20 protein-coding genes are annotated in these 23,231 nt (G+C 68.4%); 12 read left to right on the forward strand and 8 right to left on the reverse strand.

Annotated features, from left to right (window positions below; all coding sequences use genetic code 11):
• The first annotated feature begins 98 nt into the window (after positions 1-98).
• The 5 genes from AB0I19_RS14875 (at position 99) to AB0I19_RS14895 (ending at position 10,240) form a co-directional block, all read left to right on the forward strand.
• Positions 99-818: a hypothetical protein gene (locus AB0I19_RS14875; RefSeq protein WP_243749741.1), complete on the forward strand. Its 720-nt coding sequence runs from the start codon at positions 99-101 to the stop codon at positions 816-818.
• Complete coding sequence (locus AB0I19_RS14880; RefSeq protein WP_357148763.1) at positions 815-1,777, forward strand: ATP-binding cassette domain-containing protein; 963 nt, start codon at positions 815-817, stop codon at positions 1,775-1,777. The genes AB0I19_RS14875 and AB0I19_RS14880 overlap by 4 nt, the downstream gene beginning before the upstream one ends.
• Positions 1,778-1,952: 175 nt before the next feature.
• The gene (locus AB0I19_RS14885) at positions 1,953-2,735 is read left to right on the forward strand and encodes an ABC transporter permease (RefSeq protein ID WP_357148766.1); all 783 of its coding nucleotides are present in this window, start codon (positions 1,953-1,955) and stop codon (positions 2,733-2,735) included.
• 17 nt (positions 2,736-2,752) lie between these two features.
• The gene (locus AB0I19_RS14890) at positions 2,753-6,370 is read left to right on the forward strand and encodes an ABC transporter ATP-binding protein (protein ID WP_357148768.1); all 3,618 of its coding nucleotides are present in this window, start codon (positions 2,753-2,755) and stop codon (positions 6,368-6,370) included.
• Between the two features lie 105 nt (positions 6,371-6,475).
• Positions 6,476-10,240, forward strand: coding sequence for a multifunctional oxoglutarate decarboxylase/oxoglutarate dehydrogenase thiamine pyrophosphate-binding subunit/dihydrolipoyllysine-residue succinyltransferase subunit (locus tag AB0I19_RS14895; protein WP_357148771.1), 3,765 nt, complete (start codon positions 6,476-6,478; stop codon positions 10,238-10,240).
• A 63-nt stretch (positions 10,241-10,303) separates the two neighbouring features.
• Here AB0I19_RS14895 and AB0I19_RS14900 read toward each other — a convergent pair whose 3' ends face one another.
• The 3 genes from AB0I19_RS14900 to AB0I19_RS14910 all read right to left on the reverse strand — a co-directional run bounded on the left by AB0I19_RS14900 (position 10,304) and on the right by AB0I19_RS14910 (position 13,101).
• Complete coding sequence (locus AB0I19_RS14900; RefSeq protein ID WP_357148773.1) at positions 10,304-10,864, reverse strand: hypothetical protein; 561 nt, start codon at positions 10,862-10,864, stop codon at positions 10,304-10,306.
• A 71-nt stretch (positions 10,865-10,935) separates the two neighbouring features.
• Positions 10,936-12,450, reverse strand: a complete 1,515-nt coding sequence (locus AB0I19_RS14905) for a serine/threonine-protein kinase (protein ID WP_357148776.1) — start codon at positions 12,448-12,450, stop codon at positions 10,936-10,938.
• 153 nt (positions 12,451-12,603) lie between these two features.
• Positions 12,604-13,101, reverse strand: a complete 498-nt coding sequence (locus AB0I19_RS14910) for a hypothetical protein (RefSeq protein WP_357148778.1) — start codon at positions 13,099-13,101, stop codon at positions 12,604-12,606.
• Positions 13,102-13,266: 165 nt separating this feature from the next.
• Between AB0I19_RS14910 and AB0I19_RS14915 the strand changes: the two genes are divergently transcribed.
• Positions 13,267-14,412: a hypothetical protein gene (locus AB0I19_RS14915; RefSeq protein ID WP_357148781.1), complete on the forward strand. Its 1,146-nt coding sequence runs from the start codon at positions 13,267-13,269 to the stop codon at positions 14,410-14,412.
• Positions 14,413-14,467: 55 nt separating this feature from the next.
• Here the strand turns inward: AB0I19_RS14915 and AB0I19_RS14920 are convergent, their stop codons facing one another.
• Positions 14,468-14,932, reverse strand: coding sequence for a hypothetical protein (locus AB0I19_RS14920; protein ID WP_357148784.1), 465 nt, complete (start codon positions 14,930-14,932; stop codon positions 14,468-14,470).
• Entirely contained in the window at positions 14,929-15,645 is a 717-nt protein-coding gene (locus AB0I19_RS14925) for an SDR family oxidoreductase (RefSeq protein WP_357148787.1), read from the reverse strand. Before AB0I19_RS14925 ends, AB0I19_RS14920 begins: the two co-directional genes overlap by 4 nt.
• A 100-nt stretch (positions 15,646-15,745) precedes the next feature.
• On the opposite strand from AB0I19_RS14925, the gene AB0I19_RS14930 reads away from it, so the two are divergent.
• Together AB0I19_RS14930 and AB0I19_RS14935 are read left to right on the forward strand one after the other, a co-directional pair.
• The gene (locus AB0I19_RS14930; RefSeq protein WP_357148790.1) at positions 15,746-16,591 is read left to right on the forward strand and encodes a helix-turn-helix transcriptional regulator; all 846 of its coding nucleotides are present in this window, start codon (positions 15,746-15,748) and stop codon (positions 16,589-16,591) included.
• 116 nt (positions 16,592-16,707) lie between these two features.
• On the forward strand, positions 16,708-17,079 hold the full coding sequence (locus tag AB0I19_RS14935) for an ADP-ribosylation/crystallin J1 (RefSeq protein ID WP_357148793.1): 372 nt from the start codon (positions 16,708-16,710) through the stop codon (positions 17,077-17,079).
• Here the strand turns inward: AB0I19_RS14935 and AB0I19_RS14940 are convergent, their stop codons facing one another.
• Complete coding sequence (locus tag AB0I19_RS14940; RefSeq protein WP_357148796.1) at positions 17,080-17,691, reverse strand: hypothetical protein; 612 nt, start codon at positions 17,689-17,691, stop codon at positions 17,080-17,082.
• A gap of 79 nt (positions 17,692-17,770) precedes the next feature.
• On the opposite strand from AB0I19_RS14940, the gene AB0I19_RS14945 reads away from it, so the two are divergent.
• Positions 17,771-18,334: a TetR family transcriptional regulator C-terminal domain-containing protein gene (locus AB0I19_RS14945; RefSeq protein WP_357148799.1), complete on the forward strand. Its 564-nt coding sequence runs from the start codon at positions 17,771-17,773 to the stop codon at positions 18,332-18,334.
• A 91-nt stretch (positions 18,335-18,425) separates the two neighbouring features.
• Here the strand turns inward: AB0I19_RS14945 and AB0I19_RS14950 are convergent, their stop codons facing one another.
• Positions 18,426-19,454, reverse strand: coding sequence for an NAD(P)/FAD-dependent oxidoreductase (locus tag AB0I19_RS14950; RefSeq protein ID WP_357148802.1), 1,029 nt, complete (start codon positions 19,452-19,454; stop codon positions 18,426-18,428).
• Positions 19,455-19,536: 82 nt separating this feature from the next.
• Here AB0I19_RS14950 and AB0I19_RS14955 point away from each other — a divergent pair, with 82 nt between their 5' ends.
• Positions 19,537-20,121 (forward strand): XRE family transcriptional regulator, encoded by a 585-nt coding sequence (locus AB0I19_RS14955; protein ID WP_357148805.1) that lies wholly within the window; start codon positions 19,537-19,539, stop codon positions 20,119-20,121.
• A gap of 3 nt (positions 20,122-20,124) precedes the next feature.
• Here the strand turns inward: AB0I19_RS14955 and AB0I19_RS14960 are convergent, their stop codons facing one another.
• Positions 20,125-20,760, reverse strand: coding sequence for a TetR/AcrR family transcriptional regulator (locus AB0I19_RS14960; RefSeq protein WP_067637637.1), 636 nt, complete (start codon positions 20,758-20,760; stop codon positions 20,125-20,127).
• Between the two features lie 68 nt (positions 20,761-20,828).
• On the opposite strand from AB0I19_RS14960, the gene AB0I19_RS14965 reads away from it, so the two are divergent.
• A complete protein-coding gene (locus tag AB0I19_RS14965) occupies positions 20,829-22,382 on the forward strand; it encodes an NAD(P)/FAD-dependent oxidoreductase (RefSeq protein ID WP_357148807.1) in 1,554 nt (517 codons plus the stop codon).
• Positions 22,379-23,212: an SDR family oxidoreductase gene (locus tag AB0I19_RS14970; RefSeq protein ID WP_357148810.1), complete on the forward strand. Its 834-nt coding sequence runs from the start codon at positions 22,379-22,381 to the stop codon at positions 23,210-23,212. Before AB0I19_RS14965 ends, AB0I19_RS14970 begins: the two co-directional genes overlap by 4 nt.
• Positions 23,213-23,231 lie beyond the last annotated feature (19 nt).

Below are 23,231 nucleotides of genomic sequence, written 5' to 3' on the forward strand. Positions count from 1 at the left end.
CGGAACCACCGGGGTGTCGGTAGTCGTTGGCATGATGGGCTGTCGGGACCACAGGTGCCCTACAGTTCGACTCGTCGGTCGAAGAGGAGGACGACGCCGTGTTCAAGAGTGCGATCGAGAAGGCCGTAGTCGATGTTCTCGACACCGGTTCCAAGCTGCAGGCCCCTGCCGTGCGGCGCTATGTCCAGTACCTGCGGGAACGTCATCCCGGGGAGAGCCCGGCCCAGATCGCCGAACGGCTGGAGAAGCAGTACCTGCTCGCGGTGACCGGCAGCGGTGCCGCCGTCGGCGCGACCGCGGCCGTGCCGGGCATCGGCACGGTGGCCGCCCTCGGCGCGGTCGGCGCGGAGACGGCGTTCTTCATGGAGGCCTCGGCGCTGTTCACGCTGGCACGGGCCGCCGTCCAGGGCATCGAGCCGCATGACCAGGAGGCCCGGCGCGCGCTGGTGCTCGCGGTCGTCCTCGGTGACGCGGGCATCGCCATCGTGCAGAAGGGGTTGCGCACCCAGTCCAAGAACTGGGCGAACACGCTGGCGGGCAAGGCGACCGGCATGGGCGCGATCAACAGCAAACTGCTGCAGCAGTTCATCAAGCGCTTCATCACCAAGCGGGCCGCGCTGATGGCGGGCAAGGTGCTGCCCGCCGGTATCGGTGCCGCCATCGGTGGCGCGGGTAACCGGGCGCTCGGCAAAGCAACGATCGAGAACGCGCACAAGGCCTTCGGGCCCGCGCCCGCGCTGTGGCCGACGCCGCTGCACAACGTGATCGACGCCGATCCGCTGCCCGCGATCGGTACCGACCCGGCCCGTAAGCAGTGAGGAAAGCCGGGGGCGACGCCGTGCTGGTGCGCGGCGTCGGAAAAGTCTTCGACCAGGTCAGCGCCGTCGACGGCATCGACTTCGCGGTGCCGTCCGGTGCGGTGACCGCGCTGGTCGGGCCAACCGGGGCGGGCAAGACCACCCTGCTGCGCATGGTGCTCGGGCTGCAGCGGCCCAGCACCGGCCGGGTGGAGGTGACGGTGGGGCACGGGCCGGCCGCGGTCGGCGCGGTGCTGCATCCGCGCGGCCTGCATCCGGCGCGCACGGTGCGCGATCAGCTGTCGTGTTATGCCCCGGTCGCGGGCGTCGGCGGTCGGGGGGTCGAGGCGGTGCTCGAGACGACGGGTCTCGGCGCTCTCGCCGATACCGTTGTAGCCCAGCTGAATCCGGGTCAGCAGACCCGCCTCGCGCTGGCCACGGCCCTGCTTGCCGATCCCCCGCTACTCGTCCTCGACGACCTGTTCGCCGACGCCGACGGCATGGAACGCGGTTGGTTGCAGGAGGTGCTGCGCGGTCATGTCGGGCGGGGCGGCACGGTGCTGGTGAGCGCGGGCAGCCTCGCCGACGTGGTGTCGGCGGCCGACCACCTGGTGGTGCTGAGCGAGGGCGCCGTCGTCTGGCAGGGCACTCCCGCCAAGCTGCGGCGCGGCCATCCCGACCGGCTCGTCGTCGCCTCCTCCCCGTCGATCGCCCTGGCCACGGCCCTGGCGACCCGCGGCTTCACCGATGCGGTGATGCGTCCGGACGGGCGCCTGGCCGTCGCCGAGGCCGACGAGGCGACGATCCGTTCGATCGCCGAGGCGGCATCGGTGCGGATCGGCAGCATCGTCGCCGACCCCATCCACCCCGACCGGGTCCTGGCTTCCCTGACCAAACCCCGCAGGCATCAGCACCGCCTGCCCACGCCGTCGACCGCCACCTTCGCGCCTGCCCCGCCGTCGTACGGGGTGTCCCGATGACGCCGTCGGCCGCAGGTCGACCGGTGCGCCCCGCGTGCCGAAGCCGTCGGCCGTCATCGCCGGCGCAGCCCGCCGTCCGCGGCTCCGGCCTGCGCGGAGATGTCTGGGCGTCCGGACTCGGACCGGGGCGGGCGCGCGAATACATTTCGGCCATGACTTCGGAGGGGATCACCCGATGACCACTGTGCTGCCCGAGGATCTGCTCCCCGGTCTCGACGCCGAAACGCGCAAGGTGTTCACGCTGCGGCCCAATCGGTTGCTACTCGTCGGTCCGATCGCGGTGGCACTGGTCGCGACGCTGATCACGGCGCTGATGTCGGGCCGCTACGACCCGACCGGACAACCCGTGACGGGGGCGGCCACCATCGGCCTGTACCTGGCGCTCGTCGCGGTGTTCGTGGCCGCGGCACTGCTCGGCATCGGCGTGACCGGTGGCGAGTACAAGCGCAAAACCATGGCCCTCACGGCCCTGTTCGCCCCGGATCGCGACCGGCTGGTCATCGCGAAATACGCCGCGGTGGCCGGTATCGCGCTGGTGGTCGCCGTCGTCGCCGAAGTGGTCGCGATGCTCGTGCTCGCCGCCGCGGGCCGTGGCAAGTTCGAATTCGGCTGGCCGCTGCTGGAAGTGCTCGGCGCCGGGTTGCTCGTCGCGATGTGCTGGGCGGTGCTCGGTGCGGGCATCGGGCTGTTGCTGCGCACGACCGGTGCGGCGGTGTGGCTGGTGCTCGGCTGGGCATTCGTGCTCGAGCCGCTGATCTGGCTGGTAGCCAAGGGTTTCGGGGCCGGTGGTCTCACCGCCGTGCTGCCGGTGTCCTCGACCGTGGCCGGGGTGAGCGCCGGTTCGTTCGACGAGGCCGAGGTGTTCGCGCCGACCCCTGCCGCGCTCGTCGTTCTGCTCCTGTGGACCATCGCCGTTGGTGCTGCCGGGTGGTGGGACCTGCGCAACCGCGACCTGTAGTGCCCGAGCCCGCTGTGATGACGACGCGGCGCGCTGACCGGCCCGGCTGGATCCGCAGGCTGTGGCGCCTGTGCCTGCGGCATCCGCGCCTGCTCGCCGTCATCGCGGGGGCGGTGCTGGCGGGCGCGGCCGTCTCGATCGCGGCACCGCTGGCCACCAAGCGCGCCGTCGACGCCGCCGAAGCGGGCGACACCTCGGTCATCGGCAGTGCCGCCGCCCTACTCGCGGTCCTCGCGGTCTGCCGGTTCGCGGTGACCTTCGCCCGGCGGTTGTGGGCTGGTCAACTGTCACTGGAAGTGCAGCACGACCTGCGTGTCTCACTGCTCGCCGCGCTGCAGCGCCTCGACGGAGCGGGCCAGGACGCCATCCGCACCGGGCAGGTGGTGTCGCGTTCCATCACCGACCTGCAGCTGGTGCAGGGCTTGCTGGCGATGGTGCCGTGGTCGGGCCTCGCGGTGCTGCAGTTCGTCGCCTCGGCGGTGGTGATGGTGTGGCTGAGCCCGCCGCTGGCGCTCGCCGCGCTGCTCGTCGCGCCGGTGATGGCGGTGGTCGTGCTGCGGATGCGGCCCCGGCTGTACGCGGCGACCTGGTCGGCGCAGCAGCGGGCCGCCGAGCTGGCCGAACACGTCGAGCAGACGGTCACCGGCGTGCGTGTGGTGAAGGGCTTCGGGCAGGAGGCCCGGATGGTCGACCAGCTAGAGGACCACGGCCGCGCCCTCTACGCCGAACGGCTGCGCGCCGCGCGGATCAACGCCCGCTTCGCACCCGTCGTGTCGGCGCTGCCGCAGGCCGGGCTGGTCGCCGTCATCATCGTCGGCGGTTTGCTCGCCTCGCGCGGCACGATCGGGATCGGCACCTTCCTCGCCTTCACCGCCTACCTGGCCACGATGACGTCCTCGGCGCGCACGATCACCTCGGTGGTCATCATGAGTCAGCTCACCAAGTCCGCCGCCGACCGGGTGTTCCAGGTGATCGACGCGGCGCCGGTCCTCGTCGACCCCGACAAGCCCGCCGACCTGCCTGCCGGCCCGCTCGGCATCGAATTCGAGGGTGTCGGTTTCGGTTTCACCCCCGGCGAGCCGGTGCTCTCGGAACTCGACCTCACCATCCGGCCCGGCGAGACCGTCGCGATCATCGGCCCGGCCGGGTCCGGCAAGTCGACGCTGTCGCTGCTGCTCCCCCGCTTCTACGCGCCCGACGCGGGCACCATCAGCCTCGTCGGCACCGACGGCACCCGGGTGGACCTGGCCGACCTCCGCGCCGACGATCTGCGCGGCGCGCTCGGCGTGGTCTTCGACGACCCGTTCCTGTTTTCCGACACCATCGCGGCCAATATCGCCCTCGGCCGCCCGGAGGCCACCGACGCCGAGATCCGGGCGGCCGCCACCGCGGCCGTCGCCGACGAGTTCATCGCCGAGCTGCCCGACGGGTACGACACCGTCATCGGCGAACGCGGCCTCACCCTCTCGGGTGGGCAACGGCAGCGGATCGCGCTGGCCCGCGCGCTGCTCACCCGGCCGCGTGTACTCGTCCTCGACGACGCCACCTCCGCCGTCGATGCGGTGACCGAGGCGGAGATCTTCCGGCGGCTGCCCGACCCGGGCGGGCGCACCACGCTGATCCTTGCCCACCGCGAGTCGACCCTGGCCCAGGCCGACCGGGTGATCCGGCTGCCCGCCCCGTCCGGTTCGGCCGTCCCGGCCGGTGCCACCACCCCGGCCACGGTGCATCTCGGCAAGCGACCGACGGGCGACCGGCCACGCTCCATGGCGTCGGCCTCCGCCGATCTCAGCGAGACACCCGAACTGCGCGCGGCCGTCGACGCGCTACCCCCGGCCATCGAACAACCCGACCTGCCCGGCGACCTGCGCGCCCCCCAACCCGACTTCGGTCTGCGCGCCCTGCTTCGACCGGTCCGCAAGCTGGTCGGGCTGGTCGTACTGCTGCTGATCGCCGACGCCATGATCGGCATCGCCTTCCCGCCGCTGGTCCGCTACGCCATCGACACCGGTGTCACCGGCGGGCAGAACTCGGCGCTCGCGGTGTCGGCGGTGATCGGGATCGGGCTGGTGCTGGCGAGCCTGATCGTCGGCGCCGCCGTCACGGTGCTCACCGCCCGCACCGGCGAACGCGTGCTGTTCGGGCTCCGGGTGCGCAGCTACGCCCAGTTGCAGCGCCTCGGCCTCGACTTCTACGAGCGCGAACTGTCCGGCCGGATCATGACGAGAATGACCACCGACGTCGACGCGCTGTCGACCTTCCTGCAGACCGGTGTCGCCACCGGCCTGGTCGCGGTCATCACCCTGGTCGGCGTGGCTGTCGGCCTGGTCGTCATCGATGCGGGACTCGCCCTGGTCGTGCTCGCCACCGTGCCGCCCATGCTCATCGCGACCGTGCTGTTCCGGCGCGTCTCGACCGCCGCCTACACCGTCTCGCGCGAACGGGTCTCCGCCGTGAACGCCGACTTCCAGGAGAACATCGCGGGCCTGCGCGCCGTGCAGGCCGCCCGCAACGAACCGGTGGCCGCGCGCCGCTTCGCCGAGTACTCCCACCGCTACCGCGAGGCGCGCATCCGCGCCCAGCGCGCGATCGCCTGCTACTTCTCCTTCAGCCTGGCCTGGGCCGACCTTGCCCTGGCCGTCGTCGTCTATCTGGGCGCCAACGCGGTGGCCGACGGACGAACGACCACCGGCACGCTCGTTGCCTTCGTCCTCTACCTCGGTCTGCTGTTCAGCCCGATCCAGGAACTGTCACAGGTGTTCGACGGCTACCAGCAGGCCAGGGTCGGGCTGCGCCGCATCGGTGACCTGCTGCGCACACAGTCGTCCATCGCGGCCGACCCACCCGACGCGGTGCACATCGAACGGTTGCGCGGTGAGGTCGTCTTCGACGATGTCCACTTCCGCTATCCGGGAGCGAACTTCCCGGCGCTGGACGGCGTGACCTTCACCCTCCCGGCCGGGCGCACCCTCGCGCTCGTCGGGCCGACCGGCGCGGGCAAATCGACGATCGTGAAACTGCTCGCCCGGCTCTACGATCTGCCCGGCGAGCCGTCGGCGGGCGAGATTCGGGTCGACGGCGTCGATTTACGTAAATTTGTGCTCACCGAGTACCGCTCGCGGCTGGGAATTGTGCCCCAGGAAGCTCACCTGTTCAGCGGTGACGTCGCCAGCAACATTGCATTCGGACAACCTTTCGCCACATCGGTGGACATCGCACAGGCGGCGAGCAACGTCGGTGCGGCCGAAATGATCGCCGGATTACCCCGAAAAATAAACCAACCGGTCGGTGAAAGGGGGCGTGGGTTATCCGCCGGCCAACGTCAGCTCGTCGCCCTCGCCCGCGCCGACCTCGTCGACCCTGACCTGCTGCTTCTCGACGAGGCGACCTCCACCCTCGACCCGGAGACCGAGGCATCGGTGCTGGTAGCGAGCCGTTCGCTGGCTCGGGGCCGCACGACCGTCGTGGTCGCCCACCGGCTCGCCACCGCGGCCCGCGCCGACCTCGTCGGCGTGGTCGAACAAGGACGTATCGTCGAATTCGGTACCCACCGGGAACTGCTCGCCCGAGGCGGGAGTTACGCGCGACTCTGGTCCGCGGGACTGCACGAGGAGCGAATAGTCTCGGGCCACTAGCTACGCCGACATGCCACGGGGCATATGCTCGGTGAGGGCGCATCGGCAGCCATCCGCTGATACCCCTGCCGGGCACGTCACAAACGTCGCAGCGCGAAGAACGAAATGAGGCGAACACCAGCTGTGAGCAGCTCAACTTCCCAGTTCGGACAGAACCAGTGGCTAGTCGACGAGATGTATCAGAAGTTCAAACAGGACCCGTCCTCGGTCGACGCGAGTTGGCACGAGTTCCTCGCCGACTACACCCCGGAGGCCACCGACTCCGCTAACGAGCAGGCTCCCGCCGCCACCGCGCAAGCGGCGCCGCAGCAGGCTCCGAAGGCCGCACCGCAGGCCCCCAAGACCGCCGTCGCGACGGCGCCCAAGCCGGCGCCTGCCCCAGCCCCCGCTCCGGCCCCGGCTCCGAAGCGGGAGAACGTGCGCGCACCGCAGACCACGCCCGCCCCGGTGTCGAACGCCCCGGCCACCGCGCCCGCCAAGACGAGCACGGGTACCGACGAGTCCAAGGTGCTGCGCGGTCCCGCCGCGGCCATCGCCAAGAACATGTCGGCCTCGCTGACCATCCCCACCGCCACGTCGGTGCGCGCGATCCCGGCCAAGCTGATGATCGACAACCGCCTCGTGATCAACAACCACCTGGCGCGCACCCGAGGCGGCAAGATCTCGTTCACCCACCTGCTGGGTTACGCGATCGTGCAGGCCATCAAGTCGTTCCCGAACATGAACCGGCACTTCGCCGAGATCGACGGCAAGCCGAACGCGGTCACCCCCGCGCACACCAACCTCGGCCTGGCCATCGACCTCGCGGGCAAGGACGGCAACCGTTCGCTCGTTGTCGCCGCCATCAAGGGCACCGAGGAGATGAGCTTCGGCCAGTTCCACGCCGCCTACGAGGACATCGTCCGGCGCGCCCGCGAGGGCAAGCTCGGCACCGACGATTTCTCCGGTGTCACCATCTCGCTGACCAATCCCGGCACCATCGGCACCGTCCACTCGGTGCCGCGCCTCATGCCGGGCCAGGGCGCGATCATCGGTGCGGGCGCCATGGAGTACCCGGCCGAGTTCCAGGGTATGAGCGACGAGCGCCTGGCCGAGATCGGCGTCGGTAAGCTGATGACGCTGACCTCCACCTACGATCACCGCATCATCCAGGGCGCCGAGTCCGGCGACTTCCTGCGCACCATCCACAACCTGCTGATCTCCGACGAGTTCTACGACGAGATCTTCCACGGCCTCGGCGTGCCGTACGAGCCGATCCGCTGGCGCAAGGACATCAGCGAGCGCGGCGTCGACAAGAGCGCCCGCGTGCTCGAGCTGATCGCGGCCTACCGCAACCGCGGCCACCTGATGGCCGACACCGACCCGCTGCGCCTGGTCAAGGACAAGTTCCGCAGCCACCCGGACCTCGACGTCACCTCGCACGGCCTCACCCTGTGGGACCTGGACCGCACCTTCGACGTGGGCGGTTTCCACGGCCAGGAGCGGATGAAGCTGCGCGACGTGCTGTCGATCCTGCGCGACGCCTACTGCCGCCACGTCGGTGTGGAGTACACCCACATCCTCGAGACCGACCAGCTCAAGTGGATCCAGGACCGGGTCGAGCAGAAGCACGTCAAGCCGACGGTCGCCCAGCAGAAGTACATCCTGAACCGGCTCAACGCCGCCGAGGCGTTCGAGACATTCCTGCAGACCAAGTACGTCGGTCAGAAGCGGTTCTCGCTCGAGGGCGCCGAAGCCGTCATCCCGATGATGGACGCCACCATCGACCAGTGCGCCGAGCACGGGCTCGACGAGGTCGTCATCGGCATGCCGCACCGTGGTCGCCTCAACGTGCTTGCCAACATCGTCGGCAAGCCGTACTCGAAGATCTTCACCGAGTTCGAGGGCAACATGAACCCGGCCGCCACCCACGGCTCGGGCGACGTGAAGTACCACCTCGGTGCGCACGGCCAGTACCTGCAGATGTTCGGCGACAACGAGATCGAGGTGTCGCTCACCGCGAACCCCTCGCACCTGGAGGCGGTCGACCCCGTCCTCGAGGGCCTCGTGCGCGCCAAGCAGGACCTGCTGAACAAGGGCGACGGCCCCGAAGGCTTCTCGGTGATGCCGCTGATGCTGCACGGTGACGCCGCGTTCGCCGGTCAGGGCGTGGTCGCCGAGACGCTGAACCTGTCGGGTCTGCGCGGTTACCGCGTGGGCGGCACCATCCACATCGTCGTGAACAACCAGATCGGCTTCACCACCGCGCCGGAGAACAGCCGCTCCACCGAATACTCCACCGACATCGCGAAGTTCATCGGCGCGCCGATCTTCCACGTCAACGGTGACGACCCCGAGGCCTGCGACTGGGTCGCGCGCCTGGCGGTCGACTTCCGGCAGAAGTTCCGCAAGGACGTCGTCATCGACCTCGTCTGCTACCGCCGCCGCGGGCACAACGAGGGCGACGACCCCTCGATGACCCAGCCGGAGATGTACGACGTCATCGACACCAAGCGTTCGGTCCGCAAGGCCTACACCGAATCGCTGATCGGCCGTGGCGACATCTCCATGAAGGAGGCCGAGGACGCGCTGCGCGACTACCAGGGTCAGCTCGAGCGCGTGTTCAACGAGGTCCGCGAGCTGGAGAAATACGTTCCGGAGCCGTCGGAGTCCGTCGAGGACGACCAGAAGGTTCCTGCCACCGTGCAGACCGCGGTCGACAAGTCGGTCCTGCAGCGCATCGGCGACGCGTTCAACTCCCCGCCGGACGGTTTCAACGTGCACCCGCGCGTGAAGCCGGTGCTCGAGAAGCGTCGCGAGATGGCCTACGAGGGCAAGGTCGACTGGGCCTTCGCCGAGCTGCTGGCCTTCGGCACCCTGATCGACGAGGGCCACGACGTGCGCCTGACCGGTCAGGACTCGCGTCGCGGCACGTTCACCCAGCGCCACGCGGTCATCATCGACCGGATCAACGCGCAGGAGTACACCCCGCTGCACAACATCGGTTCGGAGAACCCGGGCTGGTTCGCGGTGCACGACTCGGCGCTGAGCGAATTCGCCGCTGTCGGTTTCGAATACGGCTACTCGCTGGGCAACCCCAACGCACTGGTGTTGTGGGAGGCGCAGTTCGGTGACTTCGTCAACGGTGCGCAGTCGATCATCGACGAGTTCATCTCCTCCGGTGAGGCCAAGTGGGGTCAGCTCTCCGATGTGGTGCTGCTGCTGCCGCACGGCCACGAGGGGCAGGGTCCCGACCACACCTCGGGCCGTATCGAGCGGTTCCTGCAGCTGTGCGCCGAGGGTTCGATGACCGTCGCGGTGCCGTCCACCCCGGCGAACTACTTCCACCTGCTGCGCCGCCACGCCCTCGACGGCATCCGTCGTCCGCTGATCGTCTTCACCCCGAAGTCGATGCTGCGCAACAAGGCCGTGGTGTCCGACATCAAGGACTTCACCGAGTCGAAGTTCCGTTCGGTGTTCGACGAGCCCACCTACGAATCGGGCGTCGGCGACACCGGCAAGGTCAAGCGCATCCTGCTGACCTCGGGCAAGCTCTACTACGAGCTCGCCGCGGAGAAGGCCAAGCACAAGCGTGAAGACGTGGCCATCGTCCGGATCGAACAGCTCTACCCGATCCCGACGTACCGCCTCAACGAGGCCCTGGCCAAGTACCCCAACGCGACCGACATCGCCTGGGTCCAGGAGGAACCGGCCAACCAGGGCGCCTGGCCCTTCTTCGGCCTCAACCTCCCCGAGGTCCTTCCCGACCGACTGGGCAAACTGCGCCGCATCTCGCGTCGCGCCATGTCGGCCCCGTCCTCGGGTTCCTCCAAGGTCCACGCCGTGGAGCAGGCCGAGATCATCGCCGAGGCCTTCGAGCCGACCGCGTAAGTTCTTCCGGCACAACGGCGAACGCCGGGTGGATCATCACGATCCGCCCGGCGTTCGCCGTTGTCAGGCCCGCAGGTTGCGCATCACCACGCGAACGTGGTGTTCGGTCAGCTGTCGCAGCTCGGCGCGGCTGATCCGGTTGCCATCGATCGTCAGTGTGGTGTCCACGCGCAGGTTCTCGTCGAGCACGCCGATCCGCACTTTTGTCACCGGACGCCCGCCCCGGTCGGCCTCCTCCTGGACGAAGGCGTCCTCGCCGAGCCCGGCCAGGTATTCGAAGCTCGTATTCGGATCCGAGACACTTTGTCCGACAAGATATTTGAATCTGTCGTGCCCCCTTCGCCGGTCGCCTCCCGCCCGCGTGACATGGAGGCTCAGCGACACAGTGAGGTCACCGAAAGCGCCGGAGCAGTAGCCGGTCGACGCGATGGGCCCCTGATCGTCCTGCTGCCACCCGGCGCTGCCGCGACGCGCGAGTTCGGCCAGATCCATCAGCTCGCAGTGATTGCCTTGCTCCAGCTCGCGGTACTTGCGCGAGGTCGGGGTGTCGATCGGTGTGCCCGGCGTCCACCGCGTGTTCGCCGCCCCGTCCTCGCGCCCCAGCCACATCGCGGCGGCGATCACGGTGACCACCACGAGCGAGCAGGCCGACACGGCCGCAGCCGTCCATGGCAGCGAGAACCGTCGTCGTGGTGTCATCCGAGGCGCTCCCAGAGTATTCGGCCCTGATGCGCACAGGCCGTCACCATCTCCGAATCGTCCACCTTGGACTCCGCGGGCGTGCTCAACGTCATTGCGACCACCACGTTGTCGTCGAAGAGGCCGAGCTCGCAGGTCGGGCCGTACATGTAGGGCAGTCGGCGCACGTAGAGGTAGGAGTCGTCAGCGAGCTCGAGCCGGTGGTCCGCCCGGATCGTGGCCCCGCCCAGACGAACCAACTCCAGGTCGTCGCGGAAGAAGGCCTCGGCGCCGTGTCCATCGTTCACGACCTTGGCAAGCACAGTGGCTGCCAGACCCCGGTAGGAGACCGAGCAGTGGTGGGACGAATATGGCTCGGAGTCAACGGATTCGGAATGGATGGGCGGATCGGGCGGCGCCCCACCGAGCTGTTCGAGCGCGGGCAGATCGAGCAGGTCACAGGCGTTCGCGACACTCTGTGTGGTGTACACCCGGGTCGGCTCGCCACGGATCAGGTCGGTGGTCGTCATGACGACGAGCAATGCGACCGTGGCGGTCGTCAGCACCGCGGTGAGCACCGAGGGCAGGAGCGTTCGCGCGGCCCGGGCACGCCGTCGACCTGGCAGGGCGGCTGGAACACCGGCCGTGACCGGATAGGTCGGCGACGGGCTCGGGGACGGCGCGCGGACCGGCGCCCCGGTGTCGAACGCTCTGCTCGCCGCCGCGGCGAGGTCGGCGCAGCGGGCGAATCGGTCCTCCGGCCGCTTCGCCATCGCGGTCGCCACGACCGCGTCGATGGCCCGCGGCAGCTCCGGTCGTAGCTCGGTGGGCCGGGGCGGTGCCGCGCCCAGATGCGCGGCGATCACCGCCGCCTGGTCACCACGTGGAAACGGCGTCCGGCCGGTGAGTAGCTGATACAGCGTGCAACCGAGGGAGTAGATGTCGGCGCGATGATCCACCAGGTGCCCGTGGAATCGTTCGGGCGCGGCGTAGGCGAAGGTGGCGGCCATCGCCGACAGCGTCACCGTGTCGTCGAGGCTGCGGGCGATGCCGAAGTCGGTGAGCAGCGCGGTTTCGCGGCCCGCCGCGTCGCGTTCGATCAGCAGGTTGGCCGGTTTCACGTCGCGGTGCAGCACCCCGTGCGTGTGCGCGAAATCCAGGCCGGCGGCGGCACCCTGGATCAGCCGCAGGGCTCGATCCGGTGCCAGGCCGGTGGGATTCGCGCGCAGGAGGCCGATCGCGTCGCCACCGTCGACGTATTTCATCGACAACCACAGCACCGGGTCCTCGGGACCGCTGCGGTCGTACACGGCGACGATGTTCGGGTGTTCGAGCCGCGCGGCCAGTGTCGCCTCACGGTCGAACGCGGTGCGCACCTTGGCATCGGTGGAAATCCCGTCGCCGAGTACCTTCAGCGCGACCCGCCGACGCAGCCGCGGATGCTCCGCGAGATACACCGACCCCATCCCGCCCGCGCCGAGCAGCCGTTCGATCACGTATCCGGCGAACACCGTCCCGGATTCCACCGCCACCCCGACCCACCTCCGCTTCGCCCGCCGACGCTCGAGCGGAACTATGGGCTCACCCGATCACGGATGAATCTAAGGGGAGCCCTCCGGACGAGCAAGCCATCGGCACGCGACAGCAGAGGCGGACCCGGGCGGGCCGCCCGTGCCGCCGTTTCGCTACTGGTCGAGGGTGATCCAGGCCTGACCCGAAAGCTGTTCCAGGTCATAGTGTTGCGGGTAGGTGTCGGTGGTGGCGACGATCTTCGCCTCGACCCGGCCGGGGCCGGGGCCCATGCCGAAGCCGGTGATCACGCCGTCGGGCGCCTGTTCGATGACACCGTTGGCATCGACCCGATGGGACTGACTGTTCTCGCGGCCGGTGTCGAGGTTCTTCCACCGCACCGAGATCCGGTACGGCTGGCAGTTCTGTCCGTCCTGAATGATTTTCACGCGAACACCGAGGTGCCCGGCCTGTGGCTGGGGCACGGTTTCCGCGTTGACGATGGCCGAGCATCCGCCCGGCACCCGGACGAGTGTCGGTACGAAGTGGACGACCTGATCCGACGGCAATGCCGCCGCCGGACCACTGAACCCGACGAGCGCGGTAACGGCCGCTGCGGCGGCCACCCCGACCTGAACCGAAACCCGTTGACCTTGCTTGCTTTTCAGACTCATGCTCCGAAATTCGCGACTCGCGCGGAGATCGTTAACCACCGTAATGGTCTCGATGTGACAACAGCGCCGGAGACCTGGGTCACAGAGTTCTCTCAGGCATGCGGCACTGCGCACTCACTGTTGCGCAGTAGTGTCCGCAGCGAACTACCGGATTGGAGACAACAGGTGAGCGGACGCAACGGATTTCTGCTGCTCGGCGGGATCTCGTCGGTCGGGGCGGGGGCGGTGCACTTCCTTGCCGCCGGAATGCACACCGAACACACCACACTGGCGCGGTTGATGGTCGTGCTCGCCGCGACGCAATGCGCCGTCGGACTGACGGTGCTGCTGAGTGATCGCAAGATCGTCGTGTCCGCGCTGGCCGCGGTGAACGCGTTCGCGGTTGCGGTGTGGGCGTTCACCCGCTTCGCCGACATCGCGTGGGTCACCGGGCTGACCGCGGAGGCGCCGGGTGTCGCCGATACCGTCTGCGCCGCGCTGGGCGCGCTCGCTGTCCTCGGTGCGGCCGTCGCCCTGCTGCGGCCGGGTGCGACGTTGCCGCCGATGCGGTCCGGGATCGCTGCCGCGGCGGTCGGTGTGCTGGCGCTGGCGGCCATGCTCAACGGTGTCGGCCACGTGCACAGTCACGGTGACAGCGACGATCACGCGCACGCGGCGGGCGAGGACCACGGTGACACCGGCGACGCCTGGCCCCGTGCGTTCGACCCGGCCGCACCGATCGACGTCTCCGGTGTCCCCGGCGTCACCGCCGAACAGGAGCAGCGCGCGAGGGCCCTGATCCAGAACACCCTCGACAAGCTGCCTGCCTTCGCCGACGTCACCACCATCGGCGCACTCGGCTTCCGCTCGATCGGCGATGCCGCCACCGGCTACGAGCACTGGATCAACACCGGCTACATCCGCGACGACAGCTTCCTCGACCCCACCCGACCGGAGTCGCTGGTCTACCGGGTCGACGGCCGGAACCGCACCCTGGTGTCGGCTATGTACATGGCCAAGGGCAAGAAGATCGACGACCCGGCCCTCACCGAGTACGCGGGCTCGCTGATGCAGTGGCACGTGCACGACAATCTGTGCTGGAAGGCAGGCGACAACGGTCCCCAGGTCGCAGGCGTGACCGACGAGCAGGGCAACTGCCCGCCGAACTCGATCAACCCCGGCGCCGGCAATCCGATGGTGCACGTGTGGATCGCGCCGCACGAATGCGGCCCGTTCGCGGCACTGGAAGGTCACGGCGCCGGGCAGGCGGCCACGGACGGTCGACGCACCGACACCTGTGGCGGCCACGACCACGGCGGCGGCCACAAGTAGGACGCGGCTTCCCACGCCGAGATGCCCGGCGGGCGGGCGTCTCTACTGCCGATGGTCAGCGGGCTTGCAACCCCCGGCGCAACGCGTCGATGGTGGACTCCGGAGAAGTATTGAAGCAGAACCGGATTCCCGGCACGATCGCGTTCGCCACATTGATCAGGCGTTCGAACAGCAAGGTGTGCTCGGGCGCCATCCGCACCCCGGCGCCGATCATCGCGACCCCGAACCGCCCGCCCGTCGCGCAGTCGCGCAGCGTCGCCTCGGCGGCGTCGGGGTCGGCCGGGACCTGACAGGTGACGACGTCGAAGCCTGCCTCGCGCAGGGCCGTCTCGCCCGCCGCGATACGGGCGGTGAGTGTGGCTTCGTCGATCTGCGGGTAACGGCTGTAGTCGACAGCGCTGGGGTGCAGGCCGATCGAGAGCACGGTGCCGGATTCCTGTTCTGCCACTGCATCCTCCGTTGTCATCAGATAGGCGGCGACCGCCAGCAGCGCGGCCGCGAGCACGGCGCCGAGTTTCACCACGGCGCGGTGCCGGTCCGGTCGACGAACCCGCCGGTGGGTCCGTCCGGGCCGATCGTCGCCATGACCACGATCGCGTCGGTGCCCTCGGTGACGGTCTGGAAACCACTGTGCCCGTTGAGGTCGGTCGCCGTATAGCCGGGATCGACGGCGTTCACCTTCATGGTGTCGAGTTCGCTCGCGTACATGACGGTGAGCATGTTCAGCGCGGCCTTGGTGCTCGGATAGCCGAGGGCCGGTGGCAGCAGGCCCGCCCACTTCGGGTCGGTGATGGTGGCGATCGAGCCGATGCCGCTCGAGACCATCACGATGCGTGGATGCCCCGACAGGCGCAGCAGCGGCAGGAACGCGTTGGTCACCCGAATGGGGCCGAAGACATTGGTCTCGAACACCTCGCGCAGGTCGTCGGGCCCGGTCTCGCTCGGCGCGATGCGTGGGCCGCCGATGGCCGCGTTGTTGATCAGGACATCGAGGCGGCCCGCTTCGGATTGCACGGCGTCCGCCGCGGCCATGACGGAGTCGTCGGAGGTCACGTCCAGCGCGACGAACCTGACGTCGACACCGGTCGCGGCGAGTTCGGCGGCGGCCGCCGTACCGCGCCCGGTGTCGCGGGCGGCGAGGAACACCTGCCAGCCCGAGCCCGCCAGCCGGCGAACCGTTTCGCGGCCGAGTCCCTTGTTTGCCCCGGTCACCAGGGCGATTGTCTGTGTCATGCATCCAGATTCACGCCACGGCGAGCCACGCTCCAGTGCCGGAGAGGCATAGGACGGGCGGTACCACCCCGCCACCACCGACCTGCGGCACCATGGAAACGTGGACAGAGCGGAATTGGCGACGGTACTGCGCGGTGCGCGCTCCCGGCTCTCGCCCGTCGACGTCGGACTGCCCGCCGGAGCGCGCCGACAGGTGCCCGGGCTGCGGCGCGAGGAGGTGGCGAGCCTGGCCGGCGTGAGTGTCGATTACATCGTTCGCCTCGAGCAAGGACGTGGGCCCAAGCCGTCCGATCAGGTACTCGGCGCCCTCACCAGGGCGCTGCGGCTCACCGATGTCGATCGGGACCTGGTCTACCGGCTCGCCGGTTCCGAACCACCGCAGGCCGGGCGGATTCCGATGGTCATCCGGCCGAGCGTGCAGCGACTGCTGGACCGACTCACCGATTTGCCGGTACTCGTCCTGTCCGCGAAATCCGACGTCCTCGCCTGGAATCCGCTGTCGGCCGCGCTACTCGGCGACTTCTCCGCGATCCCTCCCGAGCAGCGGAACATCATGTGGCAGCGCTTCCTCGGCACCGGCATGGGCCGCGTCGTCATGACACCCGAGGAGGCCGACAGCAACGCCGCCGCCTGCGTCGGCTGCCTGCGCGCCGTCAAGGCCACCTACCCCGACGACCCCGACCTCACCCGCCTGCTCACCGAACTACGCACGCGCAGCGAGGAATTCGAATCCCACTGGCAAGCAGGCCGTTCCAGCACCATGCACAGCCTCACCAAAACCATCGCCCACCCCGACCTGGGCACCCTCACCCTCGACTGCGACGCCATGCACGTCCCCCACACCGACCAAACCATCGTCATCTACTCCGCACCCCCCAACACCCCCACCGCCACAGCCCTCGACCTGCTCCGAGTAACCGGCCTCGAAACCTTCGGCCCCAGATAGCCGAAAGCCTGTGCACCGAACGTAATTCGACAGGCACGAGATCTGCCGAGCCGAATATGAGGTGCTCCGGCGACGAGACCCGGGATAGGGTGCGTGCTCTGACGAGGGAGGAAACGATGAGCGCGCCGAGGACAACGACGCTGTGGCGACCGACGGGGCCCGCGGAGTTGGCACTGGTCGCCGAATCCGGTTGGCGCGCTTGGCCGCCACGATTGCCGGATCAGCCGATCTTCTACCCGGTGCTCAACGAGGCGTACGCGGTGCTCATCGCGCGGGACTGGAATGTTCCGGCCTCCGGCGCGGGATACGTCACGCGATTCGAGGTCCGCACGGACTTTCTCGACAACTACCAGGTCCAGCAGGCCGGTGGACGCGAGATCCTCGAATACTGGATTCCGGCAGAGGATCTCGCGGAGTTCAACCGCAATATCGTCGGCACGATCGAGGTGGTGCGGCGATTTCCCGAGGATGCGCCGATACCGGGGTGATCAGGCTTCCGAATGCCGCTTCGGAATCGCTGCCTTGATCGTGCCGATCGCGGTGTGTGGGTCGTCGGCCCAGAAGGCGATCGTCGACGACGTCAGGTCGCCCTGTGGTGTGGAGAAGGTGTGGGGCGCGGCCAGTTCCAGGCGGATGTTGGTGGAACTGCCGACCGGGAGGGCGATGGTTCCATTTGCTGTGCGGTGCAACGACTTCGATTCGTCGTAGCCACGCATGTCGGGGCGCACAGCGCGCAGGGCGGAGAGAGGGATCGCGAGTTCCGTGCGGCGCAGGTAGCGCACGCGTAGGTAGTCGGGGGTGAGGGCGTGCGGGTACACGTGGTGAGCGGCTAGCAGGCCGAGCATCCACAGCAGTCCCCAGATGCCGAGCGCCAACGCGGCCAGGCGGACCGGCCCCCACGGAATGATCAGGTGCACAGCGGGAATCTCCACCGCGCTGACCACGACGAACGCCCAGAGGATGGCCGACATGGCGCCCGCGTAGCGAATCGGCGTGCCGCCCGCCGTGTCGGGCTTGCGGGTGATCGCGCGGGCAAGGCTCACCCACAGATCGACTTCGAACCGGAAGAAACGGCGCACGAGCCGCAGGACAGGACGCATGGCGACCTCCTTTGCAATACAACTGCATTGTAAAGAGCCGCACCATGGCAATACAAGTGCATCGTGAAAGAATGTCCGCATGCCGAAACGGGTGGATCACAGTTCGCGCCGGGCCGAGATCAGCGACGCCGTGATGCGCCTACTCGCCCGCGACGGCCTCGAGTCGATCAGCCTGCGCCACGTCGCCGCCGAAGCAGGCGTCTCCGCAGGTCAGGTGCAGCACTACTTCCCCACCAAGGACGCGATGATGGAATTCGCCGCGACCACCATCGCGGGCAGAATCGGCGAGCGCATCACCGCCGCGGGCCCCGACCCCGACCTGCACCAGATCCTCACCGCCCTCCTCCCCACCGACGCCGAATCAGCCGCCGACACCCGAACCCTGATCGGCTACCTGGCCTTCGCCTCGGTCCGCCCCCAGATCGCCGAAACCCTGGCAACCAACGGCCGAGGCTTCCGCGACCACATCGCAGGCCTGCTCCCCCACCACCCCGAGCCGACCGCGGCGGCCAGCACCCTGTTGGCCCTCCTCGACGGCCTGGCCTTACACGTGACCGTTGGCCAGATCTCCGCCGACGACGCACGCGCACTGTTGACCAGCGCCATCGATGAAGCTCTCGCGCGACGCTCGCGTGGGCGATGAACAGAGGCGACGAGCCCGCTCCCGCTGCACGTTCGGCAATGGCCGATGACCAGCAGTCCCGGCGCACCGTTCGATGCGCCGGGGCCGGAACTCATCCAGTGACAGCGGCACCTTCCGGAGCGCGGAGCCGCTCGACTGCCGCGGCGGTATCGGCCATCACCAACTCCGCGTTGATCTGCGCGCCCGCCATGGCACCTGCCGCGGCGGCCGCGCCGACCTGTGCCATCGGGTCGGTGGCGTTGCCCGCGATCCACACGCCGGGGACCGAGGTGCGGCCGGTGGGGTCGGCGGGGATGTGGTCGCCGACTCCGCTCGGGTGGGGTTGCGGGGTGAGGCCGAGGTCGGTGAGGAAGGTGGCACGGGTGCTGAAGCGGGGGCCGACGACCAGCGCGTCCCGGTCGATGACGGTGCCGTCGGCAAGCCGGACGCCGCTCAGCTTTCCGCCGTCGGCCAGCACCTCGACCACCTCACCGTCGACCACGCGAACACCCCGTGCGGCAAGCTTTTCCGCGTCTTCGTCAGTCGCCGGAGCCGTGTGCGACAGGAACACGATGTCGTCGGTCAACTGGGTGAACAGCAGCGCCTGATGGACAGCCATCGGGCCGGTCGCCAGGACCGCGATCCGCTGATCGCGCACCTCCCAGCCGTGGCAGTACGGGCAGTGCAGCACGTCGTGCCCCCAGCGTTCGCGGAGCCCGGCGATGGGCGGCAATTCGTCGGCGAGCCCGGTGGTGACGAGGATCCGCCGCGCGAAGACGGACCGGCCGTCCGCCAACTCCACCCGGAATTCGCGGGAGGCGTCATCATTTCCGGGCGTATCGGAGGAATGGCCCGCCCCGGTGGCGGAGTCGCCGACTCGGTCGACAGCGACCACCTCGCCGGACACCACGTGACCGCCGTACCCGCGCACCTCCTCGCGCCCGAGCGCGACCAGCTCCAGCGGCGGCATCCCCTCCCGCCCCAGCAGCCCGTGCACCCCGTCGGCGGGCGCGTTGCGCGGCGCGCCGGCATCGATCACCAGCACCGATCGCCGCTGTCGCACCAGCATCAGCGCACCGTTCAGCCCGGCGGCACCCCCGCCGATCACCACCACGTCGTAGGACTCGTTCAGCTCTGTCATGTCGACCTCCTTCGGGAATCCACAGTGCATCAACGGACGAAAAATTGGCAAGCATGTTTGCCGCTATGGCAAACTGTTGAACATGGACGACCTCGAACAGACCCTCGACTCGGTCGGCCCCCGTCTGCGCGCCCTGCGCAAACAGCGCCAGACCACCCTCGCCGACCTGTCCACCGAGACCGGGATCTCGGTGAGCACCCTGTCGCGCCTGGAATCGGGCGACCGCAAACCCACCCTGGAACTGCTGCTGCCCCTGGCCAAGGCACACGGCGTCACCCTCGACGAACTCGTCGACGCCCCACCCACCGGCGACCCACGTATCCATCTACGCCCGGTGACCAGGCACGGCATGACGATGCTCCCACTCACCAAACGCGCGGGCGGTATCCAGGCCTACAAGATCGTCATCCCCCCGGGTGCGCGCGACCGGCCCGACACACCCCAAACGCACGAGGGCTACGAATGGCTCTACGTTCTCAACGGCCGTCTACGCCTGATCCTCGGCGACCACGATATCGTCCTCACCCCCGGCGAGGCAGCCGAATTCGACACCCACGTCCCGCACTGGTTCGGCGCGGCCGACAACCAGCCCGTCGAATTCCTCAGCCTGTTCGGCAAACAGGGCGAACGCGCCCACATCCGCGCCAAACCGCGCGAGAACGGTTGACGCTCAACCCCGCAGCGCGGAGATCAACGCGGGACTGAGCGCGAGCGCGGGCAGCGACTCGACCAGCAGATCGACCAAAGACTCACGGCTGATGGGCTTTTCGACCATCCAGGTCAGAATCGTCTCCTCCACGAACGCGATCCAGCCGCGGATCGCGAGGGTGAGCCGCGCCAGGTCGGGGTCGTCGGGCGGCAGCGGCAGTTCGCTGACGATGAGATCGGCGATGGCGCCGCGGGTCTCGTTGACGTAGTCGGTCATGTCGGGGGTGCGGCTGGCGGGTCCGCGCAACACCGAGTGGTAGGCCGCGGAATGGCCGATGGCGTAGTCGACGAACCGTTCGATCGAATCGCGCAGCATGTCGAACAGCGACAACTCGCGGTCGGGCATCACGGCGGTGTAGAACTCGGTGCTCACATGCCGCGCGATCGCCTCGTGGAACTCCTGCTTGGAGGCGAAGTAGTGGAACAGCAGACCCCGCGAGATGCCCGCCTGCTTGGCGATGTCGTCGACCGAGATGTCCTCGAGCGGTCGATCGGCCAGCATCTCGGCACCGAGGTGGATCAGCTGCAGTCGCCGCTCCTCCGGGCCGAGCCGGACACGCTTGGTCGCTCCCGAACTTCTGCTACTCACATCGACCATCCTAGCCACTACTGAACTATGCTCAATAGCTGTTGACTCCGGCTCAATAGCGACGTAGTCTGCAATACATGAGTCGCAAGGTTACAGACAATGTTGTCGAACCCCGAACCGTGGACAACCGCGCCCGCCACGTGAAGACGATCATCATCGGCAGCGGTTTCGCCGGTCTCGGCCTGGCCATCCGCCTGTCCCAGCAGGGCCGCGAGGACTTCCTCGTGCTCGAGCGGGGCAGCGAGGTCGGCGGCACCTGGCGTGACAACACCTATCCGGGCGCCGCCTGCGACGTGCCATCACACCTGTACTCGTACTCCTTCGCGCTGAACCCGGACTGGACCCGCTCGTTCTCGCGCCAGGGCGAGATCCAGGCCTACATCAAGAGCGTCGCGGAGCGCTACGACGTGCTCGACCGGCACGTCTTCGACTGCGACGTGCGCCGCGTGCACTGGAACAACGAGACCAGCCGCTGGGAGATCAGCTCCACGCAGGGCGAATTCACCGCCGACACCGTCGTCAGCGCGGTCGGCGCCCTCTGCGAGCCCGCGCTGCCCGACATCAAGGGCATCAACGAGTTCGAGGGCGAGATCTTCCACTCCGCGCAGTGGAACCACGACGCCGACCTCACCGGCAAGCGCGTCGCCGTGATCGGTACCGGCGCCTCGGCGATCCAGATCGTGCCCGCCATCGCCGACAAGGTCGCCACCCTCGACGTCTACCAGCGCACCGCCCCCTGGCTGCTGCCGCGCATGGACCGCCCCTACCTGCTGCCCGAGCGCCTGGCGTTCAAGCACATCCCGGGCGTGCAGCGCCTCAGCCGTGCGGCCATCTACGCCGCGCGCGAGACCCAGGTCGTCGGCCTGGCCAAGTTCCCGGTGCTGATGAAGGGCTTCGAAGCCCTCTCGCGCGCCAAGCTGCAGCTCGAGATCCGCGACCCCGAACTGCGCAAGAAGGTCACCCCGAACTACCGGATCGGCTGCAAGCGCATGCTGATCTCCAACGAGTACTACCCGGCGCTGGATCGCGACAACGTCGACGTGATCACCGACGGCATCGCCGAGGTGAAGCCGGGCTCGATCGTCACCAAGGACGGCACCGAGCGCGAGATCGACGCACTGATCGTGGCCACCGGCTTCCACGTCACCGATTCGCCGACCTACAACAACATCGTCGGCCGCGACGGGCGCACCCTGTCGGAGGTGTTCGACGAGATCGGTCAGCAGGCCTACAAGGGTTCGGCGATCGCGAACTTCCCGAATATGTTCTTCCTGGTCGGCCCGAATGTGGGCCTGGGGCACACCTCGATGGTGTACATGATCGAATCGCAGATCAATTACGTCAGCGATGCCCTGGCTACCATCGACAAACTCGGCCTGAAAACTGTCGAGGTGCGCGAGGACATTCTGCGCGAGTACAACACCGGCTTGCAGAACAAGCTCGCCAAGTCGGTCTGGAATACCGGCGGTTGCGCCAGCTGGTACCTCGACAAGCACGGCAACAACACCACCCTGTGGCCGGACTTCACGTTCGAATTCCGCAGGATCACAAAGCATTTCGACGTTTCCGCCTACAATACGACAACCGCAGACGCCTCCGGCGCCGATCTGAAAGTGGTGGCAGCACAGTGAGCAAAGATGCTTACTTCACGAACAAGGTATGTGTGATCACCGGTGCCGGCTCCGGCATCGGGCGCGCGCTGGCCGAGAACCTGGCCAAGCGCGGCGCCAAGCTGGCACTGAGCGATATCGACACCGAAGGCCTTGCCGAGACCGTGCGGCTGTGCGAGGCGCTCGGCGCGCAGGTGAAGTCCGACCGGCTCAACGTGGCCGAGCGCGAGGCCTTCCTGGTCTACGCCGACTCGGTGAAGCAACACTTCGGCGTGGTGCACCAGGTGTACAACAACGCGGGCATCGCCTACCACGGCGACGTGGTGAAGACCGAGTTCAAAGACATCGAACGCATCATGGACGTGGACTTCTGGGGTGTCGTCAACGGCACCAAGGCGTTCCTGCCGATGCTGATCGAGTCCGGTGACGGCCACGTGGTCAACGTGTCGAGCCTGTTCGGTCTGGTCACCGTGCCGGGCCAGGCGGCCTACAACTCGGCCAAGTTCGCGGTGCGCGGCTTCACCGAGGCGCTGTACCAGGAGATGAAGATCTCGAAGACGCCCGTGCAGGTCACCTGCGTGCACCCCGGCGGCATCAAGACCGCCGTGGCCCGCAACGCCACCTACGCCGAGGGCATCGACGGCGCCAACACCGCCTCGCTGTTCGACAAGTACCTGGCGATCCACAGCCCGGAGATGGCCGCGCAGACCATCACCGAGGGTGTGCGCAAGGGTCACGCGCGCGTGCTGATCGGCTGGGAGGCCAAGCTGCTCGACGTGAGCGTGCGCTTCCTGGCTTCGGGCTACAACCGGATCTCGGCCGCTGTCAACGGCCGCTTCATGCCGCACTGACCCTCTCGAGATCCAGGAA

Origin of the sequence: Nocardia sp. NPDC050413, from assembly GCF_040655475.1 — a bacterium.
Classification (GTDB): domain Bacteria; phylum Actinomycetota; class Actinomycetes; order Mycobacteriales; family Mycobacteriaceae; genus Nocardia; species Nocardia coubleae.